Origin of the sequence: Pandoraea captiosa, assembly GCF_902459775.1 — a bacterium.
In the GTDB taxonomy this organism is placed as follows: Bacteria; Pseudomonadota; Gammaproteobacteria; order Burkholderiales; family Burkholderiaceae; genus Pandoraea; species Pandoraea captiosa.
This window is the reverse complement of record NZ_CABPSQ010000001.1, coordinates 163,004-178,927: the sequence shown is the minus strand read 5'-3', so window position 1 is coordinate 178,927 and position 15,924 is coordinate 163,004. Positions and strand designations below refer to the sequence as shown.

General features: G+C 64.9%; 14 protein-coding genes. 6 read left to right on the top strand and 8 right to left on the bottom strand.

Going from position 1 to position 15,924, the window contains the following annotated elements:
- Window positions 1–70: 70 nt before the first annotated feature.
- Both prpC and prpB read right to left on the bottom strand, forming a co-directional pair.
- Window positions 71–1,222 carry a bifunctional 2-methylcitrate synthase/citrate synthase gene (gene prpC / locus PCA31118_RS00870; protein WP_150622138.1) on the bottom strand — a complete coding sequence of 384 codons (1,152 nt, stop codon included), beginning with the start codon at window positions 1,220–1,222 and terminating at the stop codon, window positions 71–73.
- Window positions 1,223–1,249: 27 nt separating this feature from the next.
- Window positions 1,250–2,140: a methylisocitrate lyase gene (gene prpB / locus PCA31118_RS00865; protein WP_044456286.1), complete on the bottom strand. Its 891-nt coding sequence runs from the start codon at window positions 2,138–2,140 to the stop codon at window positions 1,250–1,252.
- A gap of 454 nt (window positions 2,141–2,594) precedes the next feature.
- Between prpB and prpR the strand changes: the two genes are divergently transcribed.
- Complete coding sequence (gene prpR / locus PCA31118_RS00860; RefSeq protein WP_174990337.1) at window positions 2,595–4,598, top strand: propionate catabolism operon regulatory protein PrpR; 2,004 nt, start codon at window positions 2,595–2,597, stop codon at window positions 4,596–4,598.
- Between the two features lie 53 nt (window positions 4,599–4,651).
- Here prpR and PCA31118_RS26925 read toward each other — a convergent pair whose 3' ends face one another.
- The 4 genes from PCA31118_RS26925 to PCA31118_RS00845 form a co-directional block, all read right to left on the bottom strand.
- Window positions 4,652–4,813, bottom strand: a complete 162-nt coding sequence (locus PCA31118_RS26925; RefSeq protein WP_157123210.1) for a hypothetical protein — start codon at window positions 4,811–4,813, stop codon at window positions 4,652–4,654.
- Between the two features lie 180 nt (window positions 4,814–4,993).
- Entirely contained in the window at window positions 4,994–5,797 is an 804-nt protein-coding gene (locus PCA31118_RS00855; RefSeq protein WP_150622136.1) for a MetQ/NlpA family ABC transporter substrate-binding protein, read from the bottom strand.
- Window positions 5,798–6,219: 422 nt separating this feature from the next.
- Complete coding sequence (locus tag PCA31118_RS26920; RefSeq protein ID WP_174990285.1) at window positions 6,220–6,702, bottom strand: hypothetical protein; 483 nt, start codon at window positions 6,700–6,702, stop codon at window positions 6,220–6,222.
- Window positions 6,703–7,094: 392 nt separating this feature from the next.
- Window positions 7,095–8,042, bottom strand: coding sequence for a GlxA family transcriptional regulator (locus tag PCA31118_RS00845; protein WP_150622134.1), 948 nt, complete (start codon window positions 8,040–8,042; stop codon window positions 7,095–7,097).
- A gap of 275 nt (window positions 8,043–8,317) precedes the next feature.
- On the opposite strand from PCA31118_RS00845, the gene PCA31118_RS00840 reads away from it, so the two are divergent.
- Window positions 8,318–9,151: an SDR family NAD(P)-dependent oxidoreductase gene (locus PCA31118_RS00840; protein ID WP_150622132.1), complete on the top strand. Its 834-nt coding sequence runs from the start codon at window positions 8,318–8,320 to the stop codon at window positions 9,149–9,151.
- 53 nt (window positions 9,152–9,204) lie between these two features.
- On the opposite strand, the gene PCA31118_RS00835 is transcribed toward PCA31118_RS00840, so the two are convergent.
- Both PCA31118_RS00835 and PCA31118_RS00830 read right to left on the bottom strand, forming a co-directional pair.
- A complete protein-coding gene (locus tag PCA31118_RS00835; RefSeq protein WP_150622131.1) occupies window positions 9,205–9,669 on the bottom strand; it encodes a hypothetical protein in 465 nt (154 codons plus the stop codon).
- A 182-nt stretch (window positions 9,670–9,851) separates the two neighbouring features.
- The gene (locus tag PCA31118_RS00830; RefSeq protein WP_246189997.1) at window positions 9,852–10,787 is read right to left on the bottom strand and encodes a LysR family transcriptional regulator; all 936 of its coding nucleotides are present in this window, start codon (window positions 10,785–10,787) and stop codon (window positions 9,852–9,854) included.
- Window positions 10,788–11,116: 329 nt separating this feature from the next.
- Here PCA31118_RS00830 and PCA31118_RS00825 point away from each other — a divergent pair, with 329 nt between their 5' ends.
- From PCA31118_RS00825 to PCA31118_RS00810, 4 genes are read left to right on the top strand one after another with little or no spacing between them, the layout of a single operon-like run.
- Window positions 11,117–12,442: an MFS transporter gene (locus PCA31118_RS00825; protein ID WP_150622127.1), complete on the top strand. Its 1,326-nt coding sequence runs from the start codon at window positions 11,117–11,119 to the stop codon at window positions 12,440–12,442.
- Window positions 12,439–13,218 carry an SDR family NAD(P)-dependent oxidoreductase gene (locus tag PCA31118_RS00820; RefSeq protein WP_150622125.1) on the top strand — a complete coding sequence of 260 codons (780 nt, stop codon included), beginning with the start codon at window positions 12,439–12,441 and terminating at the stop codon, window positions 13,216–13,218. Before PCA31118_RS00825 ends, PCA31118_RS00820 begins: the two co-directional genes overlap by 4 nt.
- 37 nt (window positions 13,219–13,255) lie before the next feature.
- Complete coding sequence (ilvD, locus tag PCA31118_RS00815) at window positions 13,256–14,998, top strand: dihydroxy-acid dehydratase (protein WP_150622123.1); 1,743 nt, start codon at window positions 13,256–13,258, stop codon at window positions 14,996–14,998.
- Window positions 14,998–15,888: an NAD(P)-dependent oxidoreductase gene (locus PCA31118_RS00810; protein WP_150622121.1), complete on the top strand. Its 891-nt coding sequence runs from the start codon at window positions 14,998–15,000 to the stop codon at window positions 15,886–15,888. Before ilvD ends, PCA31118_RS00810 begins: the two co-directional genes overlap by 1 nt.
- The last annotated feature ends 36 nt before the right edge of the window (window positions 15,889–15,924 follow it).

Here is a 15,924-nt window from a genome sequence, read left to right as displayed (position 1 = left end):
TCCCACCGCCGACGCGTCGAGCTCACCGGGTAGGCGCGCGGTACAAGCTCGGTACAAGCGCTGTAACAGCTTAGCGCTTCTCGATCGGCACGAACTGCTGATCTTCCGGACCGGTGTAGTTGGCGCTCGGGCGAATGATCTTGTTGTCGATGCGCTGCTCGATGATGTGCGCGCTCCAGCCCGACGTGCGGGCGATCACGAACAGCGGCGTGAACATCGCAGTCGGCACCCCCATCATGTGGTAGCTCACGGCGCTGAACCAGTCGAGGTTCGGGAACATCTTCTTGACGTCCCACATGACCGATTCGAGCCGCTCGGCAATGTCGTACATCGCCGTGTTCTGCTGTGCCTTCGACAACTCGTGGGCCACTTCCTTGATGACCTTGTTGCGCGGATCGCTCACGGTGTAGACGGGATGACCGAAGCCGATGATCACTTCCTTGTTTTCCACGCGCCGACGGATGTCCGCTTCAGCCTCGTCCGGCGAGTTGTAGCGCTTCTGTACTTCGAACGCCACTTCGTTCGCGCCGCCATGCTTCGGGCCGCGCAGTGCGCCGATGGCGCCGGTGATTGCGGAATGGATGTCGGAACCGGTACCGGCGATCACGCGCGCCGTGAAGGTCGACGCGTTGAACTCGTGCTCCGCGTACAGAATCAGCGAGGTGTGCATGGCGCGCACCCACTGCTCCGACGGCTTTTCGCCGTGCAGCAGATGCAGGAAGTGGCCGCCGATGCTGTCGTCGTCCGTTTCCACATCGATGCGCACGCCGTTCTGGCTGTAGTGATACCAGTAGAGCAGCATCGAACCCAGGCTTGCCATGAGGCGGTCGGCGATGTCGCGCGCGCCCGGAATGTTGTGGTCGTCCTTCTCCGGCAGCACGGTGCCGAGCACCGACACGCCCGTGCGCATCACGTCCATCGGATGCGCGGCGGCGGGCACGGCTTCCAGGGCGTCCTTCACGGCGGCGGGCAGACCGCGCAGCGACTTGAGCTTGGCCTTGTAGCCACGCAGTTCGGCCACCGTGGGCAGCTTGCCGTAGACCAGCAGATACGCGATCTCTTCGAATTCCGAAGCCTGTGCCAGATCCAGAATGTCGTAACCGCGATAGTGCAGATCGTTGCCCGAACGGCCCACGGTACACAGGGCCGTGTTGCCCGCAGTCACTCCCGACAGGGCAACGGATTTCTTCGGCTTGAAGCCAGTGGCAGTCGTCTCGCTCATGCTCATTCCTCCAGGATCAGGGGTTCGTTATTTCTGTTGCGCGAACAGGGCGTCGAGCTTCTGTTCGTACGCGTGGTAGCCAATGCTCTCGTAGAGTTCGGCACGTGTTTGCATCGTATCGAGCACCGCCTTTTGCGTGCCGTCGCGACGAATCGTGTGATAGACGTTTTCCGCCGCCTTGTTCATGGCGCGGAACGCCGACAGCGGATAGAGCACCAGTCCGACCTGTGCGCTCTTGAGTTCTTCGACGGTGAACAGCGGCGTCGAGCCGAACTCGGTGATGTTGGCGAGTACGGGGACCTTCACTGCGTCGGCGAACTGCCGGTACATGGGCAGTTCGGTCATTGCCTCCGGGAAGATCATGTCGGCACCGGCTTCGACGCACGCGCAGGCCCGGTCGATGGCCGCCTGCAATCCCTCGACGGCCAGCGCGTCGGTGCGCGCCATGATGACGAAGTTCTCGTCGGTACGTGCATCGACAGCCGCCTTGATGCGGTCGACCATCTCCTGCTGCGTCACGATGGCCTTGCCCGGACGATGGCCGCAACGCTTCGCGCCGACCTGATCCTCGATATGCATCGCGCCTGCGCCGAACTTGATCAGCGACTGTACCGTGCGGGCAATGTTGAAGGCCGACGGGCCGAAACCGGTGTCGACGTCGACGAGCAACGGCAGGTCGCACACGTCGGTGATGCGACGCACGTCGGTCAGCACGTCGTCGAGGGTCGAAATACCCAGATCGGGCAGGCCGAGCGAGCCGGCGGCGACGCCCCCGCCCGACAGATAGATCGCCTTGAAACCGGCTGCCTTGGCCAGCAGGGCATGGTTGGCGTTGATCGCACCGACAACCTGCAGCGGTTGCTCGGTTTTGACGGCCTCGCGGAAGGCGGCGCCGGCCGAACGAATGGTTTGCGTCACTTGAGTCCCTCGGTCGTGTCTTGCGTAACTCGCCGGCGCATGCCGACGGTCTCGCGTGGGTTGAGTCGCGATGCGTTGCGATGGGTATTGATTAGCAGCAAGTCGCGGTCACTTCATTAGCAATGCGCGTGCCAGCGTTAGCGGCCCCCGTAGCGCGCGCGCCGCCGCCCGCTGCTAGTGCCTTCATTTCACGAGAGAAATTCTTTGCCCGTGTGACGTTTACGTCAAGGTCGACCTCACGCCACCGACAGGCGTGGAGCGTCTCCCGGGCTCAATTCGTTTCATTTTGAAACTAAAAATGAAACGTTTTATTGCAACATGCTACGATGCGACGTCATCCAGCGAAATCCGCCACGCCGTCATGCCGAATTCGATGCCGTCAGAATTGCTACCCCACCGTCAGGACTTCCCGGCGTTGCCAGCGCGACCCGCTATCGGCGCACGCGCAAGCGCCATGCCTGCCATGCGCAAACCGGTCATCTGGGCGGTCGGCATCAGCAAGCTCGGCGAGCTGTACCGCGATATCGTGCCCGACTACGCCGCCCAAGCCGACGTGCACATCGTCGACAAGGGTTACGAGGCGGTCATCGAAGCGCTTGAACGCCTGCCCGCGGGGAGCGTTGACGGCATCGTTGCCGCCGGTTCGAACGGCGACTTCCTGCGCGAGCGCCTCGCGTTGCCCGTGGTGCTGGTGAAGGTCACAGGCTCGGACGTCATGCATGCGCTCGCCCGCGCGCGCCGGGCGTTGCCGGCGTCCTCTTCCGACTCGCGCATCGCGCTGGTGTCGTATGCGCGCCCGGTGCCGGAGTTCGAGCGCTTCAAAAGCGCCTTTCACATCGATATCCCCCAGCACACCTATGTCGACGCGCAGAATGCCGAAGATCTCGTGCACCGGCTGCGCGACGAAGGCATGGAAGTGATCGTCGGCCCGGGCCTCGTCACGCAACTGACCGAGCGCGCCGGGCTCACCGGCATCTTCCTGTACTCGCAAGACTCGGTGCGCGCGGCATTCGACACAGCATTGGAAGTGGCGCGTCTCGGGCGCATCGAAGCCCAACGTCGGGAACGTCTCGACACAGTGCTTCGTCATCTGCACGAGGGCGTGGCCGCCGTCGACCTGAACGGGCGCATCGAAGCGATCAACGCCTCGATGGCGGGCATGCTTGGCGTGACGGTGGCAGACGCCGTCGGGCGTGCGCTCGACGCCATTGCGCCGGCCCTCGACATTGCGCGAACGCTCGAGAGCGCGAGCACCGAGCTGGAAACCATTGTGTCGATGGCGGGTAAAACGTGGGTCATCAACCGCATTCCGCTGCTCGATCAGGGCACACTCACCGGCGCGCTGCTCACCTGCCAGGACTCGCAGTCGTTCTCGCGTGTCGATCGTTCGCTGCGCTCGCGTCATCGTCCGCGACATCTCGTGGCGCGTTATCGGCTCGACGACCTGATCGGCGATTCGGCAGCCATGACGCAGGTTCGCGCGCTGGCCCGACGCTACGCGCAGACGGATTCGACCGTGCTCGTGCACGGTGAGAGCGGCACCGGCAAGGAACTGCTCGCGCAAGGCATTCACAATGCCAGTCGACGACGCGACTATCCATTCGTCGCGATCAACTGCGCGGCATTTCCCGAGACGCTGCTCGAGAGCGAACTGTTCGGCTATGAAGATGGCGCGTTTTCCGGGGCGCGGCGCGGCGGCAAGGCCGGGCTGTTTGAGACAGCGCACAACGGCACCATCTTCCTCGATGAAATCGGCGAGATGCCGATGCCGCCGCAAACGCGTCTTCTGCGCGTATTGCAGGAACGCGAAGTCCTGCGCCTGGGCGCCAACGAACCCATACCATGCGACGTGCGCGTGATTGCCGCGACACACCGGGACCTGCGCCAGCAAGTCGCCGCCGGACTGTTTCGCGAAGACCTTTACTACCGCCTGAACATCCTGCGCATGGTGCTGCCGCCGTTGCGCGAGCGCATGGAAGACCTGCCGCGACTCACGCCGCTATTTCTGGAGCGCGCCCTCGCTCGCGCAGGCGCGCGCATGAGTGTCGATGCCCTGCAGGCGTCGCTGCTGCCACTGCTCGCCACCTACCGCTGGCCGGGAAATGTCAGGGAACTTGAAAACCTGCTGGAGCGCATCGCAGTCGTTTGCGCGGATGTGGTCGACGCCCGGGAAATCAGCCGGGCTCGACTCATCGAGATTGCGCCGGAATTGGGAATGCCACGCCAAGCCGCCGCGGCAGATGTTTCAAAAACGAACGCGGAACGACAAACCGGCATGACGCCGACGGACGACGTATCGCGCGACGCGCCGCTCACCGGCCGCGCGCGACGCACCGCTGAAGAGCTCGCGCGCATTCATTCGACGTTGGCAGCCTGCGGTGGCGACCGTCACGCCGCATGCGAAGCCCTCGGGATCAGCCGCTCCACCCTGTGGCGAAAGCTTCGCGCGGGCGGCTGATCGTCGCGCGCAGGCGCGTCTCGACCAAGCACTAGAGTAAGGCCCCATCCGGCTCAGTGCTGATGGCGAATGCGCTCCCACATCTCGTGCCAGTCGAGCCGCTTGTGCCGGGATGGCTCGTCGTGATGCGTCACCCAGAAATGATCGAAGAGCATGCCAATGGCGAAGCCGACGAACAGCGCAACGAGCATCATCGAAACGTTGATCATGGACATGGCGGCCTCCCGTCGATAGGAATCACGCTTCCATTCTAGTCAAACCGTTGGGTTCCGGCGCCACGGTATCCCGGCGCGACGGGCGTAAAAAAACCGGGGTCGAAACCCCGGTTTCCCTTTGACAACGAACGATGCGCACAACGCGCACCGATGTCCGGTTTGTCGATGGCGGATGGCCGATTACCACGTCGCAATCAGGGCGCCCTTGAACTGGGCATCGATGAATTGCTTCACTTCGTCCGAGTGGTAAGCGTCGACCAGTTGCTTGACCCAGGGCTTGTTCAGGTCTTGAGTGCGCACGGCGATCAGGTTCGCGTAAGGCCCCTTCAGGTCTTCGATGGCGATGGCGTCACGCTTGGGCACCAGACCGGCCTGCGCGGCGAAGTTGGTGTTGATCGACGCCGCATCCAGATCCGGCAGGGCGCGCGGCAATTGCGCAGCTTCAAGTTCGCGGATCTTCAGCTTTTTCGGGTTTTCCGCGATGTCCAGCGGCGTGGCGTTCTTGCCTTCCAGACCGGCTTTCAGCTTGATCAGGCCTTCCTTCTGGAGCAGCAGCAGGGCGCGATTGCCGTTCGACGGGTCGTTCTGGATACCGACTTGGGCACCGTTGGGCAGATCCTTGAGCGACTTGTACTTCTTCGAGTAGAAGCCCAGCGGCGACACGTAGGTCAGGCCGGCCGTGGCGATCTTGTAGCCGCGATCCTTGATCTGGCTGTCGAGAAACGGCTTGTGCTGGAAGCCGTTGGCATCCAGATCGCCGGCGTCGAGCGCGGCGTTCGGCTGTGCATAGTCACTGAACTCGACGATCTTGATGAACAGGCCGCGCTTTTCGGCAACCTTTTTCACGACTTCGAAGATCTGCGCGTCCGAGCCGGCCATGGTGCCGACCTTCAGGGGCTTGTCGGCGGTCTGGGCCGACGCGCCGAGGGATGCCAGCGCAAACGTTGCGCCGAGGAACGCGTTGATCAGTTGACGGGACAGCATGTGCGAATTCTCCTTGTACTTGTCGATGCCGACGCCTGTTGAGCGCCTGTGCGAGTAAGTGCGAACCTGATGGATCCGCTACGGCCGCGCGGCGGACAGCCAGGGTGCGCGACCGGAATCGGGATGCTGCCACAAATGCGGGTTTACGCGAAATACATAATCGGCATTTCCATATCCCCGGTTCGCTTCGATAGGCGGTGCAAATCAAAAAAACGCCCCCTCGGATCACCGAAGGGGCGCTTCGCCGGGAGAACAGCCTGATCACGGGCCGGGGGGGGTGGCACGGCCGACGGCAGAGCCGTCAGCCGGTCGCGTCAGGAACCGACGAATAACCTGCGAGACGCATGACGTTCTCGACATGCCAAGGGCCAGTGCCTGCATGCGCTGTGCCGAACGCATGCAGGCCCTCACCCACCACTGGCTCAGGGGCAGGGCTCCTCGCCCGCCTGGCCGTTCATGTTGCATCCGCTGCCCCCGCCCGCACCAAAGCCGCCGGGACCGCCGAATGCCGCTAATCCGTTGCCACCCGCAGCGCCGCCGATGCCGCGACCGCCGGGGCCACCGACGCCGACACCGCCACCACCACCGCTGCTGGCGCCCACGCCACCGCCGGTGCCACCACCACTGCCACCGCCAGTGCCGCCGCCACCGCCACCACCACTGTGACCGCCGCAACCGCAGCCGCCTGCGCCGCCGATTCCACCGATACCTACACCGCCGCCCGGACCGCCAGGGCCACCGAATGCGCCCAAACCGCCAGCGCCGCCCGCACCGCCAAAGCCGATGCCGCCTCCACCACCACGCCCTCCGCCACCGCCACCGGCGGCGTACGACGCGTTAATCGAAATGCCACAAAGCATCGCCGTTGCGGCAGCTGCCACCAAAGTCGCCTTGAACCCGTTCATGGTCCCCTCCCCGCGCACGCGCACACATTTCCTTCGGTTCACACGTCGAACCCCGCCATAAGGTTCGGCGTCACGGCGAAAGCGCATTTGCGGAAAACGCGGGCAACAGGCATCCCGCCCGTGCATCGATGCACAGGAAATCTGCGACCAACAGCCTGCGGAGAATCCGGGTTGGTGCTTCGCCATACACGATTCACATACGCGAATTCCGTGCCAGACGATTCAACCCATTGATTTGAAAGAAATTAATAGCTCAACTTGCGAGAGATCGAAGCGCGACGCGGCGAAAATGTATCGTTCATGAAACGCTTACAACGCAGGCTACGCGACGGCCGAACGTCGATATGGCGATACGGAGATACGGAGATACGTCGGCGCACCAACGCCTGGTTTCATGCACGCATGCGCTCGCGCGCTTCGCGCACCAATGCCTGCGGCGGCTTGCCGAGCGTGCGCACGAAGGCCCGGCGCATCCGCTCTTCGTCTCCGAATCCGGTGACATTCGCCACCCGCGCGATCGAGGCCTCGCCCGCTTCGAGGAGTGCCTGAGCGGCCTCGAGCCGTAATTTCTCGATCGCCTTGGCCGGTGTCAGTCCGGTCTGCAACGTGAACTCGCGACTGAAATGCCGGGCGCTCCAATGGACCTGTGCCGCCAGTTGCTCGACCGAGAGCGGTTCGCGCAAATGCTCGCGCGCATAGGCCAGTGCGGCGCGCACCCGGTCCGAACTGGGCTCCAGTGTGGAGAGCGTCGAGAACTGCGATTGCCCACCGGTGCGCCGGTAGTGCACCACCAGCAAACGAGATGTCTCGCGGGCGATCTCGCTGCCGTAATCGGCCTCGACCAAGGCAAGCGCCAGATCGATGCCCGCCGTCATGCCCGCCGACGTCCAGACCGCGCCGTCGTTGACGTAAATGCGGTCGTCCTCCACCACGACATCGGGATGCTGCTGTTGCAACGCGCTGGCCTGGCCCCAATGGGTGGTGGCGCGCCGCCCTTGCAACAAGCCTGCATCGGCGAGCACGAATGCGCCCGAGCAAATGCTCCCGATGCGTCGCACCCTGGGTGCAAGACGTTTGAGCGCAGCGACCAGATCGGGCTCGGTCGGCACCACGTACGTCGCACCGGCCACCAGCAACGTGTCGTAGTGGCTTCGCCCGATGACTTCCGTTGCGACAGAAATGCCTGCGGAGTCCTTCACCAATCCGCCTTCGACGGAGACAGTCAGCACCTCGTAGAGCGGTGCGTCGCGTCCGAAATTGGCGATCTCGAACACCGACATCGCGGCCAGCGAAATCATTTGAAAGCCCGGGTAGACCACCAACGCAATACGTTTCGTCATGACGGAGTCAGGCACAAAGGCCACAGCTTGGGGGGATGGCGACGCAATCGAGCAATAGCACCGCGCCTCATTCGGGCGCGGCCCGCGACCGATGTGTCGATTGTAGTGAACGAGATCGACAGGTGTCGGACAACCTTGTCCGAAAAAGTGGTTTTCCAGTCATTTGAGACATTGGCATTGTCGACCACACTGCATGTCATGGGACGGCGCAACTTGCCCCGCCCGAGACGCTTTGAACACCCGTTGAACGTCACTAAACAGGAACCGAAATTGCCATGAGCGAAATCCCTCAAGCCACGCCGGGCACTGCCCTCATCACGGGCGCCTCGTCCGGCATCGGCGCGATTTACGCCGACCGTCTCGCCCGCCGGGGTCATGACCTCATTCTGGTCGCGCGCAATACCGCCCGTTTGCGCGACGTCGCCGCGCGCCTGCAGGCCGAGACCGGCCGCAAGGTCGACATCCTCAGCGCGGACCTCGCAACCCGCGAAGGTCAGGCCCTCGTCGAGACGCGTCTGCGCGAAGACGCCACCATCGACACGCTGGTGAACAACGCCGGCTTCGGTGCGGTCGCGCCGCTCCTGCAAGCCGACGTGGACCACATGACCGACATGATCGAGGTCAACGTGACGGCGCTCACCCGCCTGACGTACGCAGCCGTTCCCGGATTCGTGGCGCGCCGGCGTGGCACCGTGATCAACATCGCGTCGATCGTCGCGATTGCGCCGGAACTGCTCAACGATGTGTACGGCGGCTCGAAAGCCTTCGTGCTGGCGTTCTCGCAATCGCTGCAACACCAGTTGGCCGAGACCGGCGTACGGGTTCAGGCCGTGCTGCCGGGCGCAACGGTGACCGAGTTTTGGGATGTGGCGGGCAAGTCGCACCAGGAATTGCCGCCAGAGTGGTTGATGACGTCCGCCGATCTTGTCGATGCCGCCCTGTCCGGTCTCGACCAGGGCGAAGCCGTGACGATCCCGCCGCTCCAGGACGGCGACGAGTGGACGTCGTACGACGCGTTGCGTCGCAAGATGTCGCAGGGTCTGAGCCATCGTGCACCGGGCAAGCGCTATGGCGTACCGGCGGGCGCAGAGAATACGAAGGCGGCCTGATCGGAGACATCCGTGCGCGCCGCCGCCTTCATGGCGGCGCGCATGGACATTGCTTAGTTCCGGTAATCGAGCTCACGTGCGAGCGTCGCGCAGCGCTGCTCGCGCGGCAAGGCGCTTGTCGACGGCAGATTGCGGCGACGCTCGAAGGCGTTGAGCCACTCGTCGCTGCCCAGATCCGGGCCGTGGCCCTGCGCGTCGCCAACGCTCGCGTAGTGCGTCTCCAGATAAGCGAACCATTCGGCGGTGCAAGGGCGACGCGAAGGGTTGTCCAGTGCCGACGGCAGCGGTTTCGTTGCGGGCGACGTCGCAGGCAAAGTTACCGGCTTCGGGGCGGGCTGCGGTACTGGCTGCGGTTGAATCACGGGCTTCGGTTCCGGCGACGTCGCAGGCAACGTCACCGGCTTCGGTGCGCTCACAGGTATCGCGCAACCCGTCGCGACGACGAGGGTCGCTGCCAGCGCACAGGCACGCAACGTCCATGCGACAGAAGCAACAGCGACAGGGGAATGCAGATTCACTATGGGACCTCCGGGTCGAATGTGTGAACGGCCCAGTCTAGGCACACCTGCGCGGGACATTTCCCAACATCCCAGACGCATCAACGCGGCCCGAAGTCGCCCAAGTCCCCTCCCCCCCGCGTCTCGCTTTCTCCCTTCCTCCCTTCCCATTCTGCCCAGCCCTGCGGCACATGCATGCCCGTTCAGTTCGCGTCGATCAACTCCGCCGACGACTCTCGCAGGCACTCGGCGAACAACTGCGCCGCAGGCGTCGTGGTGTCTTCCCGCCAGTACAGAATCGCCTCACCGAGCGGTCCCAAGGGCGGCAGCGGCAGCACTCGCATGCTGCCGCGCTGCACATAGCGTCGGGCCAGCGATAGCGGCAGAATCGAGACGAAGTCGCCGCTGCGCAGCAACGACAGATTCAGCGCCAGCGAACTCGATTCGATCGCCGGACGCTGCAACGTCACACCGTGCTCGGCCAGGATCTCGGCCATCGTCGTGAACGCGGGCGAGCCACGCATCGGTGTGATCCAACGCACCTCGTGCAGATCGCACCAGTCGACACTCGCTTGCGCAGCACCCAACGGATGATGCGCGCCGACGACAAAGACGAACGGCTCGTGATGCAACGATTCGTGCCGCATCACCGACAAATTCCCCGTGACGCGATTGCGCCCGAGCGCCAGATCGAGATTGCCTTCGTCCATCATCTTGAGCAGCCGGTCCAGCGTGGCTTCCACGAACGAGAACGACGCGTTCGGCGCGCGCCGGGTGAACAACTCGACCGCATGTGCGATCAGCGGCTGAGGGATCGTCACCACGGCGCCAAAGCGCACGTGACCGGCCGTCCCCGCAGTAAGCGCACTGACGTCCCGGCGCGCCAGTTCGATTTGCCGCAATATCTCGCGCCCGCGCTCGACGAGCACACGACCGATCCCGGTCAACTCCACGGCGTTGCCGACCCGACGCACCACCGGCGCGCCCAGCGCCTCCTCGATTTCCGCGATCTGCTTGGAGATGGCCGGCTGCGTGACGTGAAACGCCGCAGCCACGCGCGTGACCTGACGCAGTTCCCCCAGAGACACCAGGATGCGCAGATGGCCGAGCTTCAGCCCGCTACGGAAAAAGCGTTCCATTGAATTGTCGGTCGTTGTCATGACGTTCGGAAAATAGGGGGACACGCGCTGCCGACGCGGGCTGAATCGCCGACATCATAACCAAATGGTAATGCCGTGCGCGCAAAGTGTGATTTGCCGTTGTGCACGCACTCCCCTTACCCTTCGAACGAGCAGCACTGGCGCGTAGGGATGTGCGCAACTTTCCAGGGCGGTCATGGCGATATCCTTCCCTGGCGCCGTTACCGCCGACGCCAAAAGCGCATAACCGGACATCGCCATGTTCCATACGCGCCGCGCTGCCCAATAACTCGACGTGCCCCACGGCACGCACCTCGGAGACAACACCCATGAGCACGTCCCTTTCCGGCGGCGCGCAGCCGCATGCCGCCAACGCCACGCTGGATCCGGCGCAGCGCGATGCGCTGTATCGCAAGCTGACCTGGCACATCATTCCCTTCCTGTTCCTCTCGTTCATCGTCGCGTACATCGATCGTGTGAACGTGAGCTTCGCCAAGCTGGAGATGCTCTCCGACCTGTCGCTCTCCGAGACTGTCTACGGCGCCGGCGCGGGCGTGTTCTTCCTCGGTTACTTCCTCTTCGAGGTGCCGAGCAACCTGATCCTGCACCGCGTGGGCGCCCGCATGTGGATCGCGCGCATCATGGTCACCTGGTCGATCATCTCCTGCCTGACGATGTTCACACAGGGGCCGGCGTCGTTTTATGTGCTGCGCTTCCTGCTCGGCGTGGCCGAGGCGGGCTTCTTCCCGGGCATCGTGCTGTATCTGTCCTCGTGGTTTCCGTCGAACAAGCGCTCGCAGATCATTGCGCTCTTCATGGTCGCGATCCCGGTGTCGGGCGCCATCGGCGGCCCGCTTTCGGGCTGGATCATGCAGCACTTCGGCGGCATGCACGGCTATGCGGGATGGCAGTGGCTGTTCCTGATCGAAGGTATCGCGTCGCTGCTCGTGGGGATCGCGGCGTTCTTCGTCCTGCAGGACAAGATCGAAACGGTGAAGTGGCTGAGTGCGCACGAGAAGCGCCTGCTTGCTCAGGACCTCGCCGCCGACGGCAACACGCGCGCGAACCACAGCGTGCGCGAAGTGTTCGGCAGCGCGAAGGTATGGATGCTCGGCCTGCTGTACTTCTGTATCGCCATGGGCAACTACGGCCTTGTCTTCTGGCTGCCGACGATGATCCGCGCGGCAGGGGTCGCCAACCTCGGCAATATCGGACTGCTCTCGGCCGTGCCGTCGCTGGTGAGCGCGGTCGCGATGATCCTGATTGCGCGTCACGCCGATCGTCACAACGAACGTCGCAAGCATGTGGCCGTGTGCTGTCTGCTCGGCGCGTTCGGCATGCTTGCCTCCGTGCTGCTGGCCGATCATCTGTGGTGGTCGATGGCAGCGCTCATCGTCGCGGCGATCGGCATCAACTCGATTGCACCGGTCTTCTGGGGCATTCCCACGGCGATGATGGGCGGGGCCGGCGCGGCCGCCGCCATCGCGCTGATCAACTCGACCGGCAACCTCGCTGGCTTCGTGAGCCCGTATGTCATCGGCTTTCTCAAGGACAGCACCGGGCGACTGCTGCCGGGCATGATCGTGCTGGCCTGTGCGCTGGTCGCCGGCGCTTGCATCGTGATGTCGCTCAAGCCGCAACGGAGTCACGCATGAGTGCTCCCGTTTGCCTTGTGACCGGCGCCGCGACCGGCATCGGTGCGGCCACTGCCGTGCGTTTTGCGCGGGACGGCTGGGCCGTCGCCATCAATAACTTCGACGACAGCACGCGTGCGGCGGCCGAATCCGTCGCGGCGCAATGCCGTGACGCCGGCGCGCACACGCTCGTCTTCGACGCCGACGTGGGCGACGACGGCGCCTGTCGACGCATGGTCGATGCCGTGCGCAGCCAATGGGGCCGACTCGACGCCCTGGTCAATAGCGCAGGCACCACGCGCGTGATTGCACACGGCGACCTCGAAGCCATCGACGCCGCCGAGTTCGAGCGCGTCTATCGTGTGAACCTCATCGGCATGTTTCAGATGACGCGCGCCGCCGCACCGTTGTTGCGTGAACGCCCGGCGGGGACGGCGGCCGCTTCCGTCGTGAACGTGTCGTCGCTGGCGTCGCTCAACGGCACGGGATCGTCGATCGCGTACGCGGCGTCCAAAGGCGCGGTCAATTCGCTCACCCTCTCGCTCGCCCGCAATCTCGCCCCGCATGTGCGCGTGAACGCCGTCGCCCCCGGAATGGTCGACGATGGCCTGCTGCGCCGCGTGCTCGGCGACGACGCCTACGGGCGTGTCGTCGAGGGCATGCGGGAGAACGCGCCGCTCAAGCGTGTCTCGCAACCGGCCGAGATCGCCGAACTGGTCTGGTTCCTCGCGGCCCGCGCGCCTGCGATGACCGGTCAGGTGCTCGCCATCGAGAACGGTCTGCTGCTCAACACCTGAGACTGCGGCCCTGCCAAAAATGCAAAAGGAAGTCCCCATGACAGATCTGCACAAGCATCGCTCCCGCACCGTCACCGAGGGCGTCACCCGCACGCCGCACCGCGCGTTCCTGCGCGCCACCGGCCTCGACGATGCGGCCATCGACAAGCCGTTCGTCGCCATCGTCGATACGTTCGGCGAGAACACACCCTGCTCCATGTCGCTCAACCAGATCTCGGACAACGTGCGTCTGGGCGTGGCTGCGGGTGGCGGTGTGCCGATTCGCGGCTCCGCCATCTCGGTCTCGGACGGCACGTCGATGAACCACTCGGGCATGCGCTTTTCGCTCGTCTCGCGCGAGACCATTGCCGACAGCGTGGAACTGTTCGTGCGCGCGCACTGCTACGACGCGCTCGTGGGCGTGGCCGGTTGCGACAAGACGCTGCCCGGCATTCTGATGGGCATGGTGCGCGTGAACGTGCCCGGCGTGTTCCTGTTCGGCGGTGCGATGCTGCCGGGTGTGGCGCCGGACGGCTCGCAAGCCACGATCCTCACCGCGATCGAGGCAGTCGGTACGGCGCAGCGCGGCGACATGTCCGCCGAGACGCTGCGCGGCATCGAAAAGCGCTGCACGCCGACGGCCGGCTCCTGCCCCGGCCAGTTCACGGCGAACACGATGGCGATGGTCGCGGAAGTGCTCGGGCTCGCGCCGCTGGGCTCTGCGATGGTGCCTGCGGTGTACAGCGAACGCATCGCGATTGCGCGTCGCGCGGGCGAGAACGTGATGCGCGCGCTGCGCAACGGCGGGCCGCTGCCGCGCGATCTCGTCACCCGCAAGAGCCTGGAAAATGCCTGCGCGGCCGTGGCGGCCACCGGCGGCTCGACCAACGCCATGCTGCACATTCCGGCGATTGCGCATGAGGCCGGCATCGAATTCACGCTCGACGACGTCTCCGAAGTCCTCGCCCGCACCCCGCTTATCGGCGACATGCAGCCAGGGGGACGCTATCTGGCCGTCGATCTGCATCACGTGGGCGGCGTGCCCGCGGTACTCAATGCGCTGCTCGCCGGCGGGCACATCCACGGCGACACCCTCACGCAAAGCGGCGAGACGCTGGCAGACGCCCTGCGCGCCTTCCCCGGCCCGGACGGGCGTGTCGTCAGGCCGCACACCGAGCCGCTCTCGCCCAACGCCGGGCTGGTCGTGCTGCGCGGCAACCTTGCCCCGGACGGTGCGGCGCTCAAGACCGCCGGTCTCGGACAATTGACGTTTACGGGCACCGCGCGCGTGTTCGAGACGGAGGAAGACTGTATGGCCGTGGTCTCGGCGCAGCGCTATCGCGAGGGCGACGTGCTGGTCATTCGCAACGAAGGCCCCAAGGGCGGCCCCGGCATGCGCGAGATGCTGAGCGTGACCGCTGCGATCTACGGGCAAGGCATGGGCGAGAAGGTTGCGCTGCTTACCGACGGCCGGTTCTCGGGCGCAACGCGCGGCATGTGCATTGGATACGTGGGGCCGGAAGCGGCCGCCGGTGGCCCGATTCGTCTGCTTCGTGACGGCGATATCATCCACATCGACGCAATCAAGGGTAAGCTCGACGTCGAACTCTCCGACGAAGCGCTCGCTGCGCGGGCCGCCGAGGCCAAACCGTTCGTGCGGGGCCGGCTGGGCGGCGTGCTGGAAAAGTACGAAGCGCTGGTGCGGCCTGCCAAACTGGGCGCGGTGACCCACTCAGGGGCCGTGCCATGGCCCTACGAGGCCTCGATCGGGGAGACGCCAACTCACGAGGACCCGAATTGATGACAACCCCACGCGTAGGCTTTTGCGGCATCGGCCGCATGGGCGAACCGATGACGCAGCGGCTGCTGGCCGCCGGACACGATGTCGCCGTATGGAACCGTTCTGCCGCCAAGCTCGGCGCACTGACCGATGCCGGCGCCCTCGCCTGCGTCACGCCGCAGGCGCTCGGTGAATGCGTCGATATCGCGTTGCTGTGTCTGGGCGACGGCAAGGCCGTCGAAGACGTGGTATTCGGTGAGCACGGACTGGTGCATGCCGCCACACCCCCGCGCTTTCTCGTCGACCATTCGACGCTGTCTCCCGCACTTACGCGCAACCTCGCCCGACGTTGGCAGGAAGCCACCGGCAGCGTCTGGATCGACGCGCCGGTGTCCGGCGGCACGGGCGGCGCGCAGGCCGGGACGCTCGCCATCATGGCGGGTGGCCCACCGGATGCCATCGAGGCGGTGACGCCGGTGCTGCGCGCGTTTTCGTCGCGCGTGACGCGCATGGGCGACATCGGGGCGGGTCAGACGACGAAGCTCGCCAATCAGGCCATCGTCGCCACGACACTCGCTGGACTGGCCGAAGCCTTCGTGCTCGCCAAGCGCGCCGGCATCGATACGGGCGCGGTGCCGCAAGCGCTGCAAGGCGGCTGGGCCGATTCCGTACTGATGCAAACGCTGTGGCCGCGCATGGTGACGCCGCCCGACTTTGCCACCGGCACAGTGCGCGTGATCCTGAAAGATCTCGATGCGATCGCGGAACTCGCGCACACCACCGCAACGGTGCAGCGCGTGCTGCCCGAGGTGCGCCGTCTGCTCAAGGACGCCGCCGAGCGCGGCATGGCGGACTGGGACCTGTCGCAAGTCTTCCGTATCGGGGAAGCGGAGAGCGCGCCGGACGCCTGACGGTGCGCTGCGCTCGCTCACAAAAAAGCCATGCCC